The organism is Bacteroides muris (ex Afrizal et al. 2022) (assembly GCF_004793475.1).
GTDB classification, from domain to species: domain Bacteria; phylum Bacteroidota; class Bacteroidia; order Bacteroidales; family Bacteroidaceae; genus Bacteroides; species Bacteroides muris.
On record NZ_SRYZ01000001.1, the window covers coordinates 196,251 to 211,845 of the forward strand.

12 protein-coding genes are annotated in these 15,595 nt (G+C 48.5%); 9 read left to right on the top strand and 3 right to left on the bottom strand.

Translation table 11 applies throughout. From position 1 onward, the window contains the following. Positions 1 to 20: 20 nt before the first annotated feature. Positions 21 to 1,838 (bottom strand): glycoside hydrolase family 2 protein, encoded by a 1,818-nt coding sequence (locus E5355_RS00760; RefSeq protein WP_136008760.1) that lies wholly within the window; start codon positions 1,836 to 1,838, stop codon positions 21 to 23. Between the two features lie 363 nt (positions 1,839 to 2,201). On the opposite strand from E5355_RS00760, the gene E5355_RS00765 reads away from it, so the two are divergent. The 7 genes from E5355_RS00765 (at position 2,202) to deoC (ending at position 9,146) form a co-directional block, all read left to right on the top strand. Then, positions 2,202 to 2,414, top strand: a complete 213-nt coding sequence (locus E5355_RS00765) for a hypothetical protein (RefSeq protein WP_136008761.1) — start codon at positions 2,202 to 2,204, stop codon at positions 2,412 to 2,414. A 262-nt stretch (positions 2,415 to 2,676) separates the two neighbouring features. Next, positions 2,677 to 4,551 carry a tRNA uridine-5-carboxymethylaminomethyl(34) synthesis enzyme MnmG gene (gene mnmG / locus E5355_RS00770; RefSeq protein ID WP_136008762.1) on the top strand — a complete coding sequence of 625 codons (1,875 nt, stop codon included), beginning with the start codon at positions 2,677 to 2,679 and terminating at the stop codon, positions 4,549 to 4,551. 56 nt (positions 4,552 to 4,607) lie between these two features. After that, entirely contained in the window at positions 4,608 to 5,132 is a 525-nt protein-coding gene (locus E5355_RS00775; protein ID WP_168354252.1) for an adenine phosphoribosyltransferase, read from the top strand. 123 nt (positions 5,133 to 5,255) lie between these two features. Beyond that, positions 5,256 to 7,085, top strand: a complete 1,830-nt coding sequence (gene uvrC, locus E5355_RS00780) for an excinuclease ABC subunit UvrC (RefSeq protein WP_136008763.1) — start codon at positions 5,256 to 5,258, stop codon at positions 7,083 to 7,085. Positions 7,086 to 7,466: 381 nt separating this feature from the next. Beyond that, positions 7,467 to 7,919 (top strand): D-aminoacyl-tRNA deacylase, encoded by a 453-nt coding sequence (gene dtd / locus E5355_RS00785; RefSeq protein ID WP_136008764.1) that lies wholly within the window; start codon positions 7,467 to 7,469, stop codon positions 7,917 to 7,919. Continuing rightward, positions 7,919 to 8,257, top strand: a complete 339-nt coding sequence (locus tag E5355_RS00790) for a nucleotide pyrophosphohydrolase (RefSeq protein ID WP_136008765.1) — start codon at positions 7,919 to 7,921, stop codon at positions 8,255 to 8,257. Before dtd ends, E5355_RS00790 begins: the two co-directional genes overlap by 1 nt. Continuing rightward, complete coding sequence (gene deoC / locus E5355_RS00795) at positions 8,244 to 9,146, top strand: deoxyribose-phosphate aldolase (RefSeq protein WP_136008766.1); 903 nt, start codon at positions 8,244 to 8,246, stop codon at positions 9,144 to 9,146. The genes E5355_RS00790 and deoC overlap by 14 nt, the downstream gene beginning before the upstream one ends. 86 nt (positions 9,147 to 9,232) lie before the next feature. On the opposite strand, the gene E5355_RS00800 is transcribed toward deoC, so the two are convergent. Next, positions 9,233 to 10,207, bottom strand: coding sequence for a polyprenyl synthetase family protein (locus tag E5355_RS00800; RefSeq protein WP_136008767.1), 975 nt, complete (start codon positions 10,205 to 10,207; stop codon positions 9,233 to 9,235). Positions 10,208 to 10,295: 88 nt separating this feature from the next. Between E5355_RS00800 and polA the strand changes: the two genes are divergently transcribed. Further along, positions 10,296 to 13,151 (top strand): DNA polymerase I, encoded by a 2,856-nt coding sequence (gene polA, locus E5355_RS00805; RefSeq protein ID WP_136008768.1) that lies wholly within the window; start codon positions 10,296 to 10,298, stop codon positions 13,149 to 13,151. A 278-nt stretch (positions 13,152 to 13,429) separates the two neighbouring features. Further along, entirely contained in the window at positions 13,430 to 13,822 is a 393-nt protein-coding gene (locus E5355_RS00810; RefSeq protein ID WP_136008769.1) for a DUF3836 domain-containing protein, read from the top strand. A 131-nt stretch (positions 13,823 to 13,953) separates the two neighbouring features. Here the strand turns inward: E5355_RS00810 and E5355_RS00815 are convergent, their stop codons facing one another. Further along, positions 13,954 to 15,534, bottom strand: coding sequence for a sulfatase (locus tag E5355_RS00815; protein WP_136008770.1), 1,581 nt, complete (start codon positions 15,532 to 15,534; stop codon positions 13,954 to 13,956). Between the last annotated feature and the right edge of the window lie 61 nt (positions 15,535 to 15,595).

Here is a 15,595-nt window from a genome sequence, read left to right on the forward strand (position 1 = left end):
ATTATGAAATTATTGCCCGGTTATTTTTTCAACGCATTGCAAATACGCGTATTTATCTCCTTCACACGCTTCTCATCCAGCTTTATCACCTTGCGGTCGTAAGTCATCAAGCCGTTCACTTCCACCTCCACATCCGTGGTCTGTGTATAGACGGCTGCCGAGAAACCTCTTTTTATCATCTGATACAGCATATCGGCATATTTCACGTACTCATCAGTCACTTCTTTGGAAGAGTTGAACTGAACATATCCCCAATTGCGGTTCGGTTCCCAGATATGGTCTTTCAAGACAAGGCCGATGCCGCCATACTCACCCAAAACCGTGGCACGCTGTGCATCATACAGATACATTTCCGGTTGGGGATAGTTGTGGAGGTCGAGCATGTCACCGCAAGTATAATGGTTACCGCCACTTGCCGGATTCACCAGACGGGTCGGGTCATATTGCTTTGTCCATTCGGCTATCTCTACCGTCTTGAACTGCCCCCAGGCTTCGTTGAACGGTACCCATGTACCGATACACGGATAAGAGTAGAGACAATCCATTATTTCCTTCCATTCCTTGTGATAATAGGCTTCGGATTCGGCGGAGCGTTTCAGTTCTGTTCCGTCGAAATAGCGGCGGTTCTGCCATTCCGGATTACGGTCACCGCTCGGCATATCCTGCCATACGATGATACCCAAACGGTCACAATGTGTGTACCAACGTGCCGGTTCCACCTTGATATGCTTGCGAATCATATTGAAACCGAAATCTTTCGTCTTCTGTACATCATACAGCAAAGCCTCGTCCGTGGGAGCTGTATACAGTCCGTCGGGCCACCAACCCTGGTCCAGCGGTCCAAACTGGAACAAAGCCTCGTTATTCAGTTCCAGGCGTACGATGCCATCCGCGTCACGACGGGTGGAGTACTTACGCATGGCAGCATAGCTGTCCACCTTATCCACTACCTTGCCTCCACTTCTCAGAGTCACTTTCAGCGTATAAAGGAAGGGGGAATCCGGACTCCACAACTTGGCATTCCGGGGCATGGACACCTCCACCGGCTCTGCATTGATACTTTTGCCGGTGGCTACCAGTTGATTGCCGTCATACACATTCACTTCCAGAAGGTCTGATGGACATCCGGCATTCAGTTCAGCTTTCACCGTCAGCATGTTACGGTCAATATCGGGAGTGATACGGAGGTTCTCGATATGCTTTCCGGCAACCGGCTCCATCCATACCGTCTGCCAGATGCCGCTTACGGGAGTATACCAGATACCTTCCGGATTACTGACCTGCTTTCCACGAGGTTGAGGTCCTTTGTCCGTCGGGTCCCAAACCTTTACAACCAACTGATTGGCACCTTTGGCGGAAAGGGCGGCAGTAATGTCGAAGGAGAACGGGGTAAATCCACCCGTATGGCTGCCAACTTTCACGTCGTTCACCCACACGTCCGTTTTCCAGTCGACAGCGCCAAAGTGCAGCAGTACTTGTTTTCCTTTCCAGGAGGAAGGTACTTCAAAACTGCGCTGGTAGACCAGTTCCTGATTTTGATTGATTCTTTTTCCGACTCCGGACAAGGAGGATTCGATGGCGAAAGGAACAAGTATCTGTCCTTCAAACTCTGCCGGAAGATGCTCACCTTTATTTATAACGGCATAATTCCACAGTCCGTTCAAGTTCTTCCAGTCACTCCGTTCCATGATGGGACGGGGATATTCGGGCAACACATTTGCGGGATTAATCCGAGACGCCCAGTCTGTTTTGATTTTATCACCTGCCGGCTTCCATTGTGCCGAGCTTCCGATTGCAAACAACGTCAAGAATGACGATATGAGGAAAAGTCTTCTCATTGTATTATAACTTTTTATTGGTTTCTACGAAAGCAAAGATAAGCCGATTCTGAAAAAAAGAATAGAAATTTCGAGCCAATAAATGCCACATTTATCCCTTCTGACGCTTAAAACTTCCGGATTATCCTAAATTTGCAGGTTCCTGCACCGAACAGCCTATCTATCTTTTCCGCCATTCCCGCGAATCCGGCGTCGACGTCAGAACAACATTTAAATCGGGATTGTCAATAAAGAATTGGCAGCTATTCTTTAATAGCATTCAAGTCACGGAACAACTTAATATATTTCGGCCAAAAGTAACAGAGAGACAATATTAAAGCCAATACCAAGGTCGTTATGCATAGATAAAAAGCGAGTGAACTAATGGTATTCAAATTAGAGAGAAAGAGAGTGAAGAAGACTGCCAAGGCGATACCCGACACTACTTCTCCCGAAAGCGCGTATATTTTGATGGATGTTGTTTCGGAGAACAATTTGGCTGGTGTAATCACTACAGGCAGGGACAACGGAAAGCTGTTTGTTCTTCATCCACTCAAAATTTATGTATCACTGATTAAAAGGCAAACAAAGGAATGAATTGCTACGGAGTAACACGCTTGCGGACGTGACAACGAGGAATAAATTCTTTTTGTTGTCGTAAAGAAATTGATAATAAAGTTACCAGACAAATGCTTTCTCAATTATCCCACCGTCATTTAAATTCTTTAACCATTACAGGATATTTCATCCGGAGTCTCCCCTCACACACATTGAAAACAGACAAGTATTCTGTAAGATAACACATGACGAAACCGCAACTTTTTAGTAACTTTGCACAGTTTTAAATTACACGGAACGAATGGAGTTTAAGTATGACATTATTGTAATCGGTGCCGGACATGCCGGATGCGAGGCAGCAGCTGCTGCCGCAAACCTCGGTTCAAAGACCTGTCTCATCACAATGGATATGAACAAAATCGGTCAGATGAGTTGCAATCCGGCAGTGGGAGGCATCGCCAAAGGACAAATAGTACGCGAAATAGACGCCCTGGGAGGATATACGGGCCTGGTGACAGACCAGACAGCCATACAGTTCCGTATACTGAACCGCTCCAAAGGCCCTGCCATGTGGAGCCCGCGCGCACAGTGCGACCGCAACAAATTCATCTGGGCATGGAGAGATATTCTGGAGAACATCCCCAATCTGCATATCTGGCAGGATACCGTGCAGGAAATCCTCGTTGAAAACGGTGAGATTACGGGAGTAGTGACCCTCTGGGGAGTAACGTTCCGTGCCAAATGTGTAGTACTCACCGCAGGCACTTTCCTCAACGGACTGATGCACGTGGGGCGCACTATGCTTCCGGGCGGACGCATGGCAGAACCTGCATCCTACCAATTAACCGAGTCCATCGCCAAACATGGCATCACATTCGGACGCATGAAGACGGGAACCCCCGTACGCATAGACGGACGCAGCGTGCATTATGAGGATATGGAAATCCAAGACGGAGAATGCGACTTCCACAAATTCTCGTTCATGAACACCGGCATACGCCACCTCAAACAGCTTCCATGCTGGACTTGCTTCACCAACGAAGAATCGCACCGCATCCTTCGCGAAGGGCTCCCCGATTCTCCCCTTTTCAACGGACAGATTCAAAGTATCGGTCCGCGTTACTGTCCCAGCATAGAAACCAAGATTGTGACCTTTCCCGACAAACCGCAGCACCAGCTTTTTCTGGAGCCCGAAGGAGAAACAACCCAAGAACTCTACCTGAACGGATTCTCTTCTTCATTGCCCATGAGCATCCAGATTGCGGCGTTGAAAAAGATACCGGCATTCAGAGATTTGGTCATCTACCGCCCCGGCTATGCCATCGAATACGACTTCTTTGACCCTACGCAACTGAAGCATACGCTGGAGACGAAGAAAATAAAGAATCTGTTCTTTGCCGGACAAGTAAACGGAACTACCGGTTACGAGGAAGCTGCCGGACAAGGAATCATGGCAGGTATCAACGCCCACATCAATTGCCACGGCGGAGAACCGTTTGTCCTAGCAAGGGATGAAGCATATATCGGTGTTTTAATCGATGACCTGGTAACAAAAGGCGTGGACGAGCCTTACCGCATGTTTACTTCCCGTGCCGAATATCGCATCCTCCTCCGTATGGACGATGCCGACATGCGCCTCACGGAAAAAGCATGGAAGTTGGGACTCGCCAAGGAAGACCGCTACAGACTGCTGACAGAAAAGCGTGAAGCCGTGAACCGAATCATAGACTTCGCACGAAATTACTCGATGAAGCCGGCATTAATCAATCCGGCATTGGAACAGCTTGGCACTACCCCGCTCCGCCAGGGATGCAAACTGATTGATTTGATAAACCGGCCGCAAGTAACGATTGATAATATTGCCGAACACGTCAACGCCTTTAAGCGGGAACTGGATAAGATCTCCGACAGAAAGGAAGAGATTCTGGAAGCGGCAGAAATACTTATCAAATACGAGGGGTACATCGGACGCGAACGGATTATCGCGGATAAGTTGGCAAGGCTGGAAAGCATCAAGATAAAGGGCAAATTTGACTATAGCTCCATCCAATCCCTTTCTACCGAAGCCAGACAGAAACTGATGAAGATCGACCCGGAAACAATAGCCCAGGCAAGCCGCATTCCGGGAGTATCTCCAAGCGACATCAACGTACTGCTGGTGCTTTGCGGACGATAGCACACGAAGTTCCACGTGAAACAAAGAATTCAACAAATGTATTAAATAAACTGATTATGAGTAAAGAAACACTTGCCAAAAGCATTCGGGAAATACCCGACTTCCCCATCCCGGGAATTCTATTCTACGATGTAACCACCCTGTTCAAGGAACCTGCCGCCTTGCAGGAACTTTCGGACACGCTGTACGAGATGTACAAGGACAAAGGAATAACCAAAGTAGCAGGTATCGAATCAAGAGGTTTCATTATGGGACCAATTCTCGCCACCAGACTGGGGGCAGGTTTCGTTCCCATCCGCAAACCGGGAAAGCTGCCAGCAGAAACCATTGAGGAAAGCTATGACAAAGAATACGGCAAAGACACCATACAGATGCACAAGGATGCCATCACCGAAGACGATGTAGTATTGCTGCACGACGACTTGCTGGCAACCGGCGGAACAATGGAAGCAGCCTGCAAGCTGGTGAAACAGACAAATCCCAAGAAAACTTATGTAAACTTCATCATCGAGCTGAAAGACCTCCACGGGAGAGAAGTGTTCGGCAAGGATGTAGAGGTAGAGACGGTGCTTTCATTATAAGCAAATCGTCTCCTTAAGCCATCTCCAATTTTCCTCCTTCCGGAAGGAGGGAAACCAAAGGACGGGATAGAACAATCATGGAGAACAAGAAATCAAAATCAGGTTATAGATACAAGATAATTTATGGAAAGCAGTTCTGAATTACGAACCAACGACTACCTCAAAGGGATTGTATCCAACCTTCCCGAAAGCCCCGGTATTTACCAATATCTGAATACTGAAGGAACCATCATATACGTAGGAAAGGCCAAAAACCTGAAGCGAAGAGTATCCTCCTACTTCAACCGCGAGCACGAACCGGGAAAGACACGGGTATTGGTAAGCAAGATTGCAGATATCCGGTATATCGTGGTGAATACGGAAGAAGACGCGCTGTTGCTGGAGAACAATCTTATCAAGAAATACAAGCCACGCTACAACGTGCTGTTGAAAGACGACAAAACGTATCCCAGCATCTGCGTGCAGAACGAATACTTTCCACGCGTATTCAGAACCCGGAAGATAATCCGTAACGGCTCCTCCTATTATGGCCCTTACAGCCATATACCTTCCATGTACGCATTACTCGACCTCATCAAGCACCTGTACCCTTTGCGTACATGCCACCTGAACCTCTCTCCGGAGAACATACGTGCCGGAAAGTTCAATGTCTGCCTGGAATATCACATCAAGAACTGTGCAGGACCCTGCATCGGCAGACAAAGTCAGGAGGAGTATCTGAAAAACATCGCTGAAATCAAGGAAATACTCAAAGGGAATACCCAGGAGATAGAACGGATGCTTTTCCAACAAATGCAGGAACTGGCAGCCGAAATGAAGTTTGAAGAAGCACAGAAGATAAAGGAGAAATACCTGCTGCTTGAAAACTACCGGGCGAAATCGGAAGTGGTAAGTAACGTGCTGCACAATATCGACGTATTCTCCATCGAAGAAGACAGTGACGGGAAGTCTGCTTTTATCAATTACCTGCACATCACGAACGGTGCCATCAACCAGGCTTTCACCTTCGAATACAAGAAGCGGCTGAACGAGACCAAAGAAGAACTGCTCTCACTCGGCATCATCGAAATGCGGGAGAGGTACAAAAGCCTTTCGCGCGAAATCATCGTGCCTTTTGAGCTGGATATGGAACTGAAAGACGTCGTTTTCACCATACCGCAACGGGGAGACAAAAAGAAACTGCTGGAACTCTCCATCCTCAACGTGAAGCAGTACAAAGCCGACCGTCTGAAACAAGCCGAAAAATTGAATCCGGAACAACGGACCGTACGTCTGCTGAAAGAGATACAGCAAGAGCTGCACCTGGACCGCCTGCCCATGCAGATAGAATGCTTCGACAACTCCAATATCCAAGGTTCCGACCCCGTGGCCGGGTGCGTGGTCTTCGTCAAGGGGAAACCTTCCAAGAAAGATTACCGCAAGTACAATATCAAGACCGTAGAGGGGCCGGACGACTATGCTTCCATGAAAGAAGTCGTAAAACGGCGCTATCAGCGCGCCATAGAAGAAAAAGCTCCCCTGCCCGACCTTCTTATCACCGACGGCGGGAAAGGGCAAATGAGCGCCGTAAAAGAGGTGATGGACGAACTTGGTCTGAACATCCCCATCGCCGGACTTGCCAAGGATGGCAAACACCGCACTTCCGAGCTGCTGTACGGCTTCCCTCCCCAAACCATCGGATTGAAACAGAACACCCCCCTCTTCCGGTTGCTGACGCAGATTCAGGATGAAGTACACCGCTTTGCCATCACCTTCCACCGCGACAAACGCAGCAAACGGCAGATAGCCTCTGCACTGGACGAGATAAAAGGCATCGGAGAAAAGACAAAAAGTGCGTTGCTCAAGGAGTTCAAAAGCGTGAAGCGTATCCGCGAAGCATCTGCCCAAGAGCTGGCAACCGTAGTGGGAGAAGCAAAGGCAAGAATCATACAGACCTATTTTTCGGAAAAATAAGCACTGATTTACAGCGTATTGAGCAGCCATTATCAGACACTGGTGTTCAAGCGGACAGACACTGGCGTCTGAGACGACAAGGTCCAGTATCTGTCAAAACGCCTGATAATGCTCACGGCTATTTCATTCAAAGGCTGTTTCATTTAAAGGAGGTAAAGGGAGTTATCGCCCTTCGGGCTCAGGGGTTAAGCCGATACTTCTGCAAGTACATACGCAAGAGTACCGGCTCTAACTTCTTTAGCTCCTGACGGAGCGAAGTGATAGATCCTCTAACTGCTGCAAATGAAAAAGCCGCGGATAATGCCTGATAAATCGGCCCGTAAAGCCATGTACGCAACGAATTAATTCGTAACTTTGTTGCCTCAAAAAGACAAGAAAAACATGAGAGTAGTGATACAACGTGCCGGACACGCTTCCGTCACCATCAACGGAACCTGCAAAGCCTCCATCGGAAAGGGCCTCATGATACTCGTAGGCATCGAAGAATCCGATGGAAAGGAAGATATCGACTGGCTCTGCAAGAAGATAGTCAACCTGCGCGTTTTCGATGACGAAAACGGCGTAATGAACAAGTCCATTCTTGATACAGGCGGCGACATACTGGTCATCAGCCAGTTCACCCTCCACGCCTCCACCAGGAAAGGCAACCGTCCCTCCTACATACGGGCAGCACGGCCGGAAATATCCGTGCCGCTGTACGAACAATTCTGCAGAGAACTGAGCCTGGCTTTAGGTAAAGAAATAGGTACCGGCGAATTTGGCGCCGACATGAAGGTAGAACTGATGAACGATGGCCCCGTGACCATCTGTATGGATACAAAAAACAAGGAATAATGACGCTAGAAGAAGCACAGAAACAAGTGGATTCCTGGATAAAGGAATACGGAGTACGCTATTTCAGCGAACTCACCAACATGGCCATCCTGACCGAAGAGGTGGGCGAACTGGCCCGTGTCATGGCCCGCAAGTATGGAGACCAGTCCTTCAAGGAGGGAGAAAAAGACAACCTCGACGATGAAATGGCAGACGTTCTCTGGGTACTTCTCTGCATTGCGAACCAGACCGGAGTGAACCTTACCGAAGCCTTTCACCGCAACCTCGAGAAGAAAACCGGACGTGACCAGACAAGACATATCAATAACCCGAAATTGAAAGATTATGGAGAAAAATGAGCCTACCCAAAGCAAGTACGATGCCGCCCTGGCAAAGTACAACACCCAGCTGGATGATGCGGAAATAGCTGCACAAGCTGCCAGAATCATTGCAGAGAAAGTGCCGGCAAACAATACACCGGAAGTAAAGAAATTCCTTTTCAGCTGCATCGACCTCACCACGCTGAACAGTACGGACAGCGACGAAAGCGTCATGAAGTTCACCCAGAAAGTGAATAAATTCGACGAAGAGTTCCCCGACCTGAAGAATGTGGCAGCCATCTGTGTATACCCCAATTTTGCAGAAGTCGTAAAAGACACGCTGGAAGTGGAAGATGTAAAAATAGCATGTGTATCAGCGGGGTTCCCCTCCTCCCAGACTTTCGTCGAAGTGAAAGTGGCAGAAACCGCCATGGCCCTGATGGAAGGCGCCGACGAGATAGACATCGTCATTTCGGTGGGCAAGTTCCTGGCAGGCGACTACGAAAGCATGTGCGAGGAGATACAGGAGCTCAAGGCTACCTGCAAGGAGCACCACATGAAGGTAATCCTCGAAACCGGAGCCTTGAAAACGGCTTCGAACATCAAGAAAGCCTCTATCCTTTCCATGTATTCGGGTGCCGATTTCATCAAAACCTCCACCGGCAAGCAGCAGCCTGCAGCTACACCGGAGGCCGCTCTGGTCATGTGCCAGGCCATCAAGGAATATCACGAGCTGACGGGTATCAAGGTAGGCTTTAAGCCTGCAGGAGGAATCAACTGCGTGAATGACGCACTGATTTACTACACTATCGTCAAGGAAGTGCTCGGCGAAGAATGGCTGAACAACGAACTGTTCCGCTTGGGAACCAGCCGTCTTGCCAACCTGCTGCTTTCGGAAATCAAGGGTGAAGAGATGAAATTCTTCTAAGAAGAAGCTGCATCTACCTATGAATAAAGCCTGACGGATTGGATTCCATCAGGCTTTATCATTATCATCGGCCGGAAACAGCTCCGTCATTTCTCCCGCTCCACCACATAGTCCAGATACCCGGCAAGCGCCGCCTTCACCTCCGTATCGGGCAAAGAAGCCAGCAAAGAAAGAGCCTTTTCCTTATATTCATACATCACTTGCGAGGCATACTCTATACCACCATGCTGTTTGGTAAATTCGATTAAATGGGCTATTTCATCCGTCGTTGCCTCCCCGTTCTTTATCTTCACGGCTATCTCTTCCGCTGTTTTATCCTTCACGGTATTGAGTACATGGAGCGTGGGCAGAGTCAACTTCCCTTCCACCATATCATTTCCGGTAGGCTTGCCTATCTCCTTGCTCTCGGAGTAATCGAAAATATCATCCTTTATCTGAAAGCAAAGCCCGATATATTCACCGAACAGACGTACAGATTCCGCCATTTCATCGCCGGCTCCCACCGAAAGAGCTCCCGCCTTCGTACAAGCCGCAAAAAGCACGGCCGTCTTCTTGCGGATAACGTCGAAATAGACATCCTCGGAGAAATGGAGATTGCTGACATTGGAGAGCTGCAGAAGCTCACCATCCGCCAAGTCCTGCCCCAGACAGGAGACAATGTCAATGATGTCATGATTACGGGTCATGCCCACTTGCACCAACGCTGTTGCAAGCAGATAATCGCCTGCCAGCACGGCTACCTTATTATTGAAAACGGCATTAACGGAGAGTTGTCCACGGCGTTCAGTACTTTCGTCCACTACATCATCGTGCACAAGGCTTGCATTATGAAGAAGTTCCAGCGCAACCGCAGCATGCAGGGTTGCAGGACATACCCTACCAAAAAGCTTCGCAGCCAGAAGCACCAGAATGGGGCGCATCATCTTTCCATTCTTCTGCCGGATATGCGCAATCACGCTGTTCAGCAAAAGGTTGGAACTGGTGAGGGCACATTCAAAAAGTTTCTTGAAGTCCTCCAATTCCTCAGAAATCGGAGATTGTATAAGTGATGAGTAGTCCATGCATCTCTATTTGCCCACAAAAATAGTAATAAAACGGTTAATACGGTATTTTTTTGTACTTTTACCATGAAAAAAAAGGATTAAATGTATGAATTCAATCGATAAACTGTTTTTGCTCGATGCATACGCACTGATATATCGGGCTTATTATGCGTTCATCAAGAACCCGAGAATCAACTCAAAAGGACTCAACACTTCGGCCATTCTAGGCTTTGTGAATACCCTGGAAGAAGTACTCAAAAAAGAGAATCCCACACACATAGGGGTGGCCTTCGACCCGTCGGGACCTACCTTCCGCCACGAAGCCTACAAGCAATACAAGGCACAGCGCGAAGAGACGCCCGAGGCCATCCGCCTTTCCGTACCTATTATAAAGGATATCATCCGCGCCTACCGCATCCCCATCCTCGAGGTGGGCGGCTATGAAGCGGACGACGTAATAGGCACGCTTGCCACCGAAGCCGGACGGCAGGGCATCACCACCTATATGATGACTCCCGACAAGGACTACGGACAACTAGTATCAGCCAATGTCTTCATGTACCGTCCCAAGCACACCGGCGGATTCGAGATTATGGGCACGGAAGAGGTAAAGACGAAGTTCAATATACAGTCCACGGAGCAGGTCATCGATATGCTCGGGCTGATGGGAGATGCTTCCGACAACATCCCCGGCTGTCCGGGTGTGGGCGAGAAAACCGCACAGAAACTGATTGCCGAATTCGGCAGTATCGAGAATCTGCTGGAACACACCGGGCAACTGAAAGGCGCACTGAAAACGAAAGTGGAAACAAACCGGGAGATGATTACCTTCTCCAAATTCCTTGCCACCATCAAAACGGATGTCCCCATCCGACTCGACATGAATTCGCTTGTCCGGGAAGAGCCGAACGAAGAAGAACTCCGCAGGATTTTCGAGGAACTGGAATTCCGTACGCTTATCGACCGAGTACTCAAAAAAGGAAACGGCGACTCTTCCTCCCCCACCCCAACCTCTCCGGCCCCCGACCCCTTTGCCGGAACTCTGTTTGCCCAGCCGCAAATCTCCACTCCCGAAAACAGTGTCCCTGTTCAAGGCGATTTGTTTGCAAATTTGGCGGGCGAGTGGACGGGCGCTTCCGAAAATTCAAATCTGAAGCGGTTAGAAATGCTCGATGTGGATTATCAACTCATTGATACAGAAGAAAAAAGAAGGAAAATTATTCAAAAGTTACTTACAAGCAAAATTCTCTCAATAGATACCGAAACCACCGGAACCGAACCGATGGATGCCGAACTCGTGGGAATGAGCTTCAGCGACGCTGAAAATCGGGCGTACTACGTACCCGTGCCTGCTGAACGAGAGGAAGCCTTAAAAATTGTAAATGAGTTCCGCCCACTCCTCGAAAACGAAAAATCCATGAAAGTAGGACAAAATATCAAGTACGATATGATTATCCTCCAGAATTACGGAGTCCGGGTGAAGGGCAAGCTTTTCGACACCATGCTTGCCCATTACGTGCTTCAACCCGAACTCCGGCACAACATGGACTATCTGGCGGAAATCTATCTGCACTACCAGACCATCCACATCGACGAGCTGATTGGAGCGCGGGGCAAAAAACAGAAGAACATGCGCGACCTTCCGCCCGAAGACGTCTACCGTTATGCCTGCGAGGATGCAGACGTCACCCTCAAACTGAAGAACGTACTGGAAAAGGAGCTGAAAAAGCAAAGTGCCGAACATCTGTTCTACGAAATAGAGATGCCGCTCGTGCCCGTACTTGTCAATATAGAGAGCAATGGAGTACTGCTCGATACGAAAGCATTGAAGCAGTCGTCCCAGCACTTCACCGTCCGCCTGCAGGAGATTGAAAAGGAAATCTACGGGATGGCGGGAGAAACGTTCAATATCAGCTCTGCCAAGCAGGTAGGCGAGGTGCTCTTCGACAAGCTGAAAATCGTGGAGAAAGCCAAAAAGACCAAAACCGGGCAGTACGTCACTTCCGAAGAAGTGCTGCAGAGCTACCGCAGCAAGCACGAAATCATCGGAAAGATACTCGAGTACCGCGGACTGAAAAAACTGCTGAGCACCTACATAGACGCCCTGCCCCAACTCATCAATCCGCGCACGGGACGCATCCACACCTCCTTCAACCAGGCAGTGACAGCCACCGGACGCCTCAGCTCCAGCAACCCCAACCTGCAGAACATCCCCATCCGCGACGAAGACGGAAAGGAAATCCGCAAGGCGTTCATCCCCGACAAGGGCTGTGAATTCTTCTCTGCCGACTACTCGCAGATAGAGCTGCGCATCATGGCGCATCTCAGCGAGGACAAGAACATGATAGACGCCTTCCTCAGCGGGCACGACATCCATGCCGCCACCGCTGCCAAGATATATAAGGTAGATATCGGCAACGTAACCGCCGACATGCGCCGCAAGGCAAAAACGGCAAACTTCGGCATCATCTATGGCATCTCCGTCTTCGGACTGGCTGAGCGCATGGATGTTTCCCGCCAGGAAGCCAAAGAGCTGATAGACGGATACTTTGAAACCTATCCGCAAGTCAAGGAGTATATGGACAAAAGTATCCAGGTGGCACGCGAAAACGGCTATGTGGAAACCATCTTCCACCGCAAGCGCTTTCTGCCGGACATCAACTCAAGAAACGGAGTAGTCCGAGGCTATGCCGAACGGAATGCCATCAATGCTCCCATCCAGGGAAGTGCCGCCGACATCATAAAAGTAGCCATGGCACACATCTATCAACGTTTCCAAGCTTACAATCTGAAAGCAAAGATGATTTTACAAGTCCACGACGAATTAAATTTCAGCGTTCCGGAGGCGGAAAAGGAGCTTGTACAGAAAATCGTAATCGAAGAGATGGAGCAGGCATATCGCATGCACGTACCCCTGAAAGCCGATTGCGGGTGGGGAAACAACTGGTTGCAGGCACACTAAACAGCCCAATAACTTTATTTAACTTACAATCAGAAAGCAACAGAAGCAATCCTTTTCAAATACAGTTTGCTCATCAGAATATCCGGTAACCTCGCTACCGGATATTTTTTGTTCACCTATCTTGCCAAAAGGAAAGCATACCGGGCTCCTCAACATTGACATATTGATAAAATTTAGTCCAATATTTATATTTATGTCAATTTAATACGTACCTTTGCAGCGAAATAAATGACATATTGATAGAAAATAGAAAGTTAAACAGAAAAAGACATAAGGCCATGAAAGCAAAAGTATCTTTAAAAACAGTGATTATTTCAGCACTCCTCTTAGTTTGCGGATTAAATGCATCAGCCGACAATAAGAGCAACTTCATTTACAATTCGGAAGAAGTAAATGGCATGAAAGTGGCAGAGACCGTATACAAGATGGACGGAAACACGCTCGCCAACTATATGAAGTATAATTATAAGTACGACGACCAGAACCGCATGACAGAAAGCGAAGCCTTGAAATGGAACAGCACCAAGAATGCATGGGGTAACGACATATGCATCCGTTATGCCTACCAAGGCAAGACGATGACTACCACGTACTATAAATGGAACAGCAAGAAGGGTGAATATGTACTGGTTCCCGAGATGACGGTAATCATGGACAACCCCAACATGTAACAGACAAATTCTCTTTTAAAGTAAAATATTCGAGTCCTAAACCAACCAAAACCTTTTTATACATAGAGAGCCGGAGTACGCGAAGTATTCCGGCTCTCTACCTTTTCCGTTCACCCCGAAGGCTGGTGATATCAGTCTTTATATTGGTTCCTTATCGGGTCGTCATACCGCTCCTGCAACTTCAGCATCTCCTGTTTCAACTGCTTCGTAATCTCTTCCGTACCGGGCTTTCCGAAGATATTGTTCATCTCGCTCGGGTCGGCCTGCAAGTCATACAGTTCCCAGCAATCCACATCATTATAGAAGTGAATCAGTTTATAACGGTCGGTACGCACGCCATAATGACGGCAAACGGAATGCTCGGCAGGGTATTCATAGAAATGATAATACAAGGAACTACGCCATTCGGGCACTTCTTCTCCCCTTAGCAACGGCAAGAAGGAAACTCCGTGCATATCTTCGGGCACCTGTACGCCCGCCAGGTCAAGAATAGTGGGACCGTAGTCTATGTTCTGCACCATCTCGTCAACATCCCCCTTCTTGCCACCGGGCAGACGCACCAGAAGCGGAGTACGGAATGACTCTTCATACATGAATCGCTTATCGAACCATCCATGTTCGCCCATATAGAAGCCTTGGTCGGAAGTGTAGACAATCATGGTATTCTCCAGCAAACCGTGTGCTTCCAGATAATCGAGTACGCGGCCCACGTTACGGTCTACGGAATGTATGACGCGCATGTAGTCGTGCATGTATTGCTGGTACTTCCATTCTGCCAGCGCTTTTCCTGATAGTTTGTCTTTCTTGAACTTGGCGATAATGGGGTCGTAATGTTTGTCCCACACAGCTTTCTGTTCGGGGTTCAAGGCGTTATACAGATAGCGACCGTAGCCTTCCAGCCCGGTATTGGTATGTATTTCATTCTCCTTGTCGGCCATTTTCAGGTCATAGACCAAATCCATGTCTTCGATAATGCTCATCTCTTGCTTGGAAGCCGGAATACGCCCCTCATACTTGTCATAGAAGTTCTTGGGCATAGGATACGTCACATCTTCATAAAGGTCGAGGTCGCAGAGGTCGGGCATCCAGGTGCGGTGCGGTGCCTTATGGTGAATGAAGAGGCAGAAAGGCTTGTTCTCATCGCGAATACTGTCCATCCAGTTGAGGGCAACATCGGTAACAATATTTGTTGCATAGCCTTCGCGCTTCAGCTTCTCGCCATTGCGTATGAAGGTGGGATTGTAGTAATCTCCCTGCCCTACCAAGATGTCCCAATGGTTGAACCCCGTAGGCTCGGAGCCCAAGTGCCACTTCCCAATCATGGCTGTCTGGTAGCCGGCCTGCTGCAGAAGCTTGGGAAAGGTCTGCTGGCTACCGTCAAACATGTTTCCGTCGGCATTGTCGGTATAACCGTTGGCATGGCTGTGCTTGCCTGTAAGCATGCAGGCACGGCTAGGTCCGCTCAACGAATTGGCTACAAAACTGTTGGTGAAGCGCACTCCCTCGTTAGCTATCCGGTCAATGTTAGGTGTTTGCATATAACGCCGGTCGTAGGCACTGATTGTCTGGAACGAATGATCGTCGCACATGATGTAGACAATGTTCATAGGTTTCTTAACCTCTTCTTTTTTCATGTTCTTGCAGGAAGAAAATGAGGCGGTTGCCACCGTTCCCGTAAGGCCATACATGAGAATTGATGTCAGTTTATTCATACTATCTATAGATTTAATGTAATGTTAATGTAACACGAAATACAAAATATCCCACGCAAAA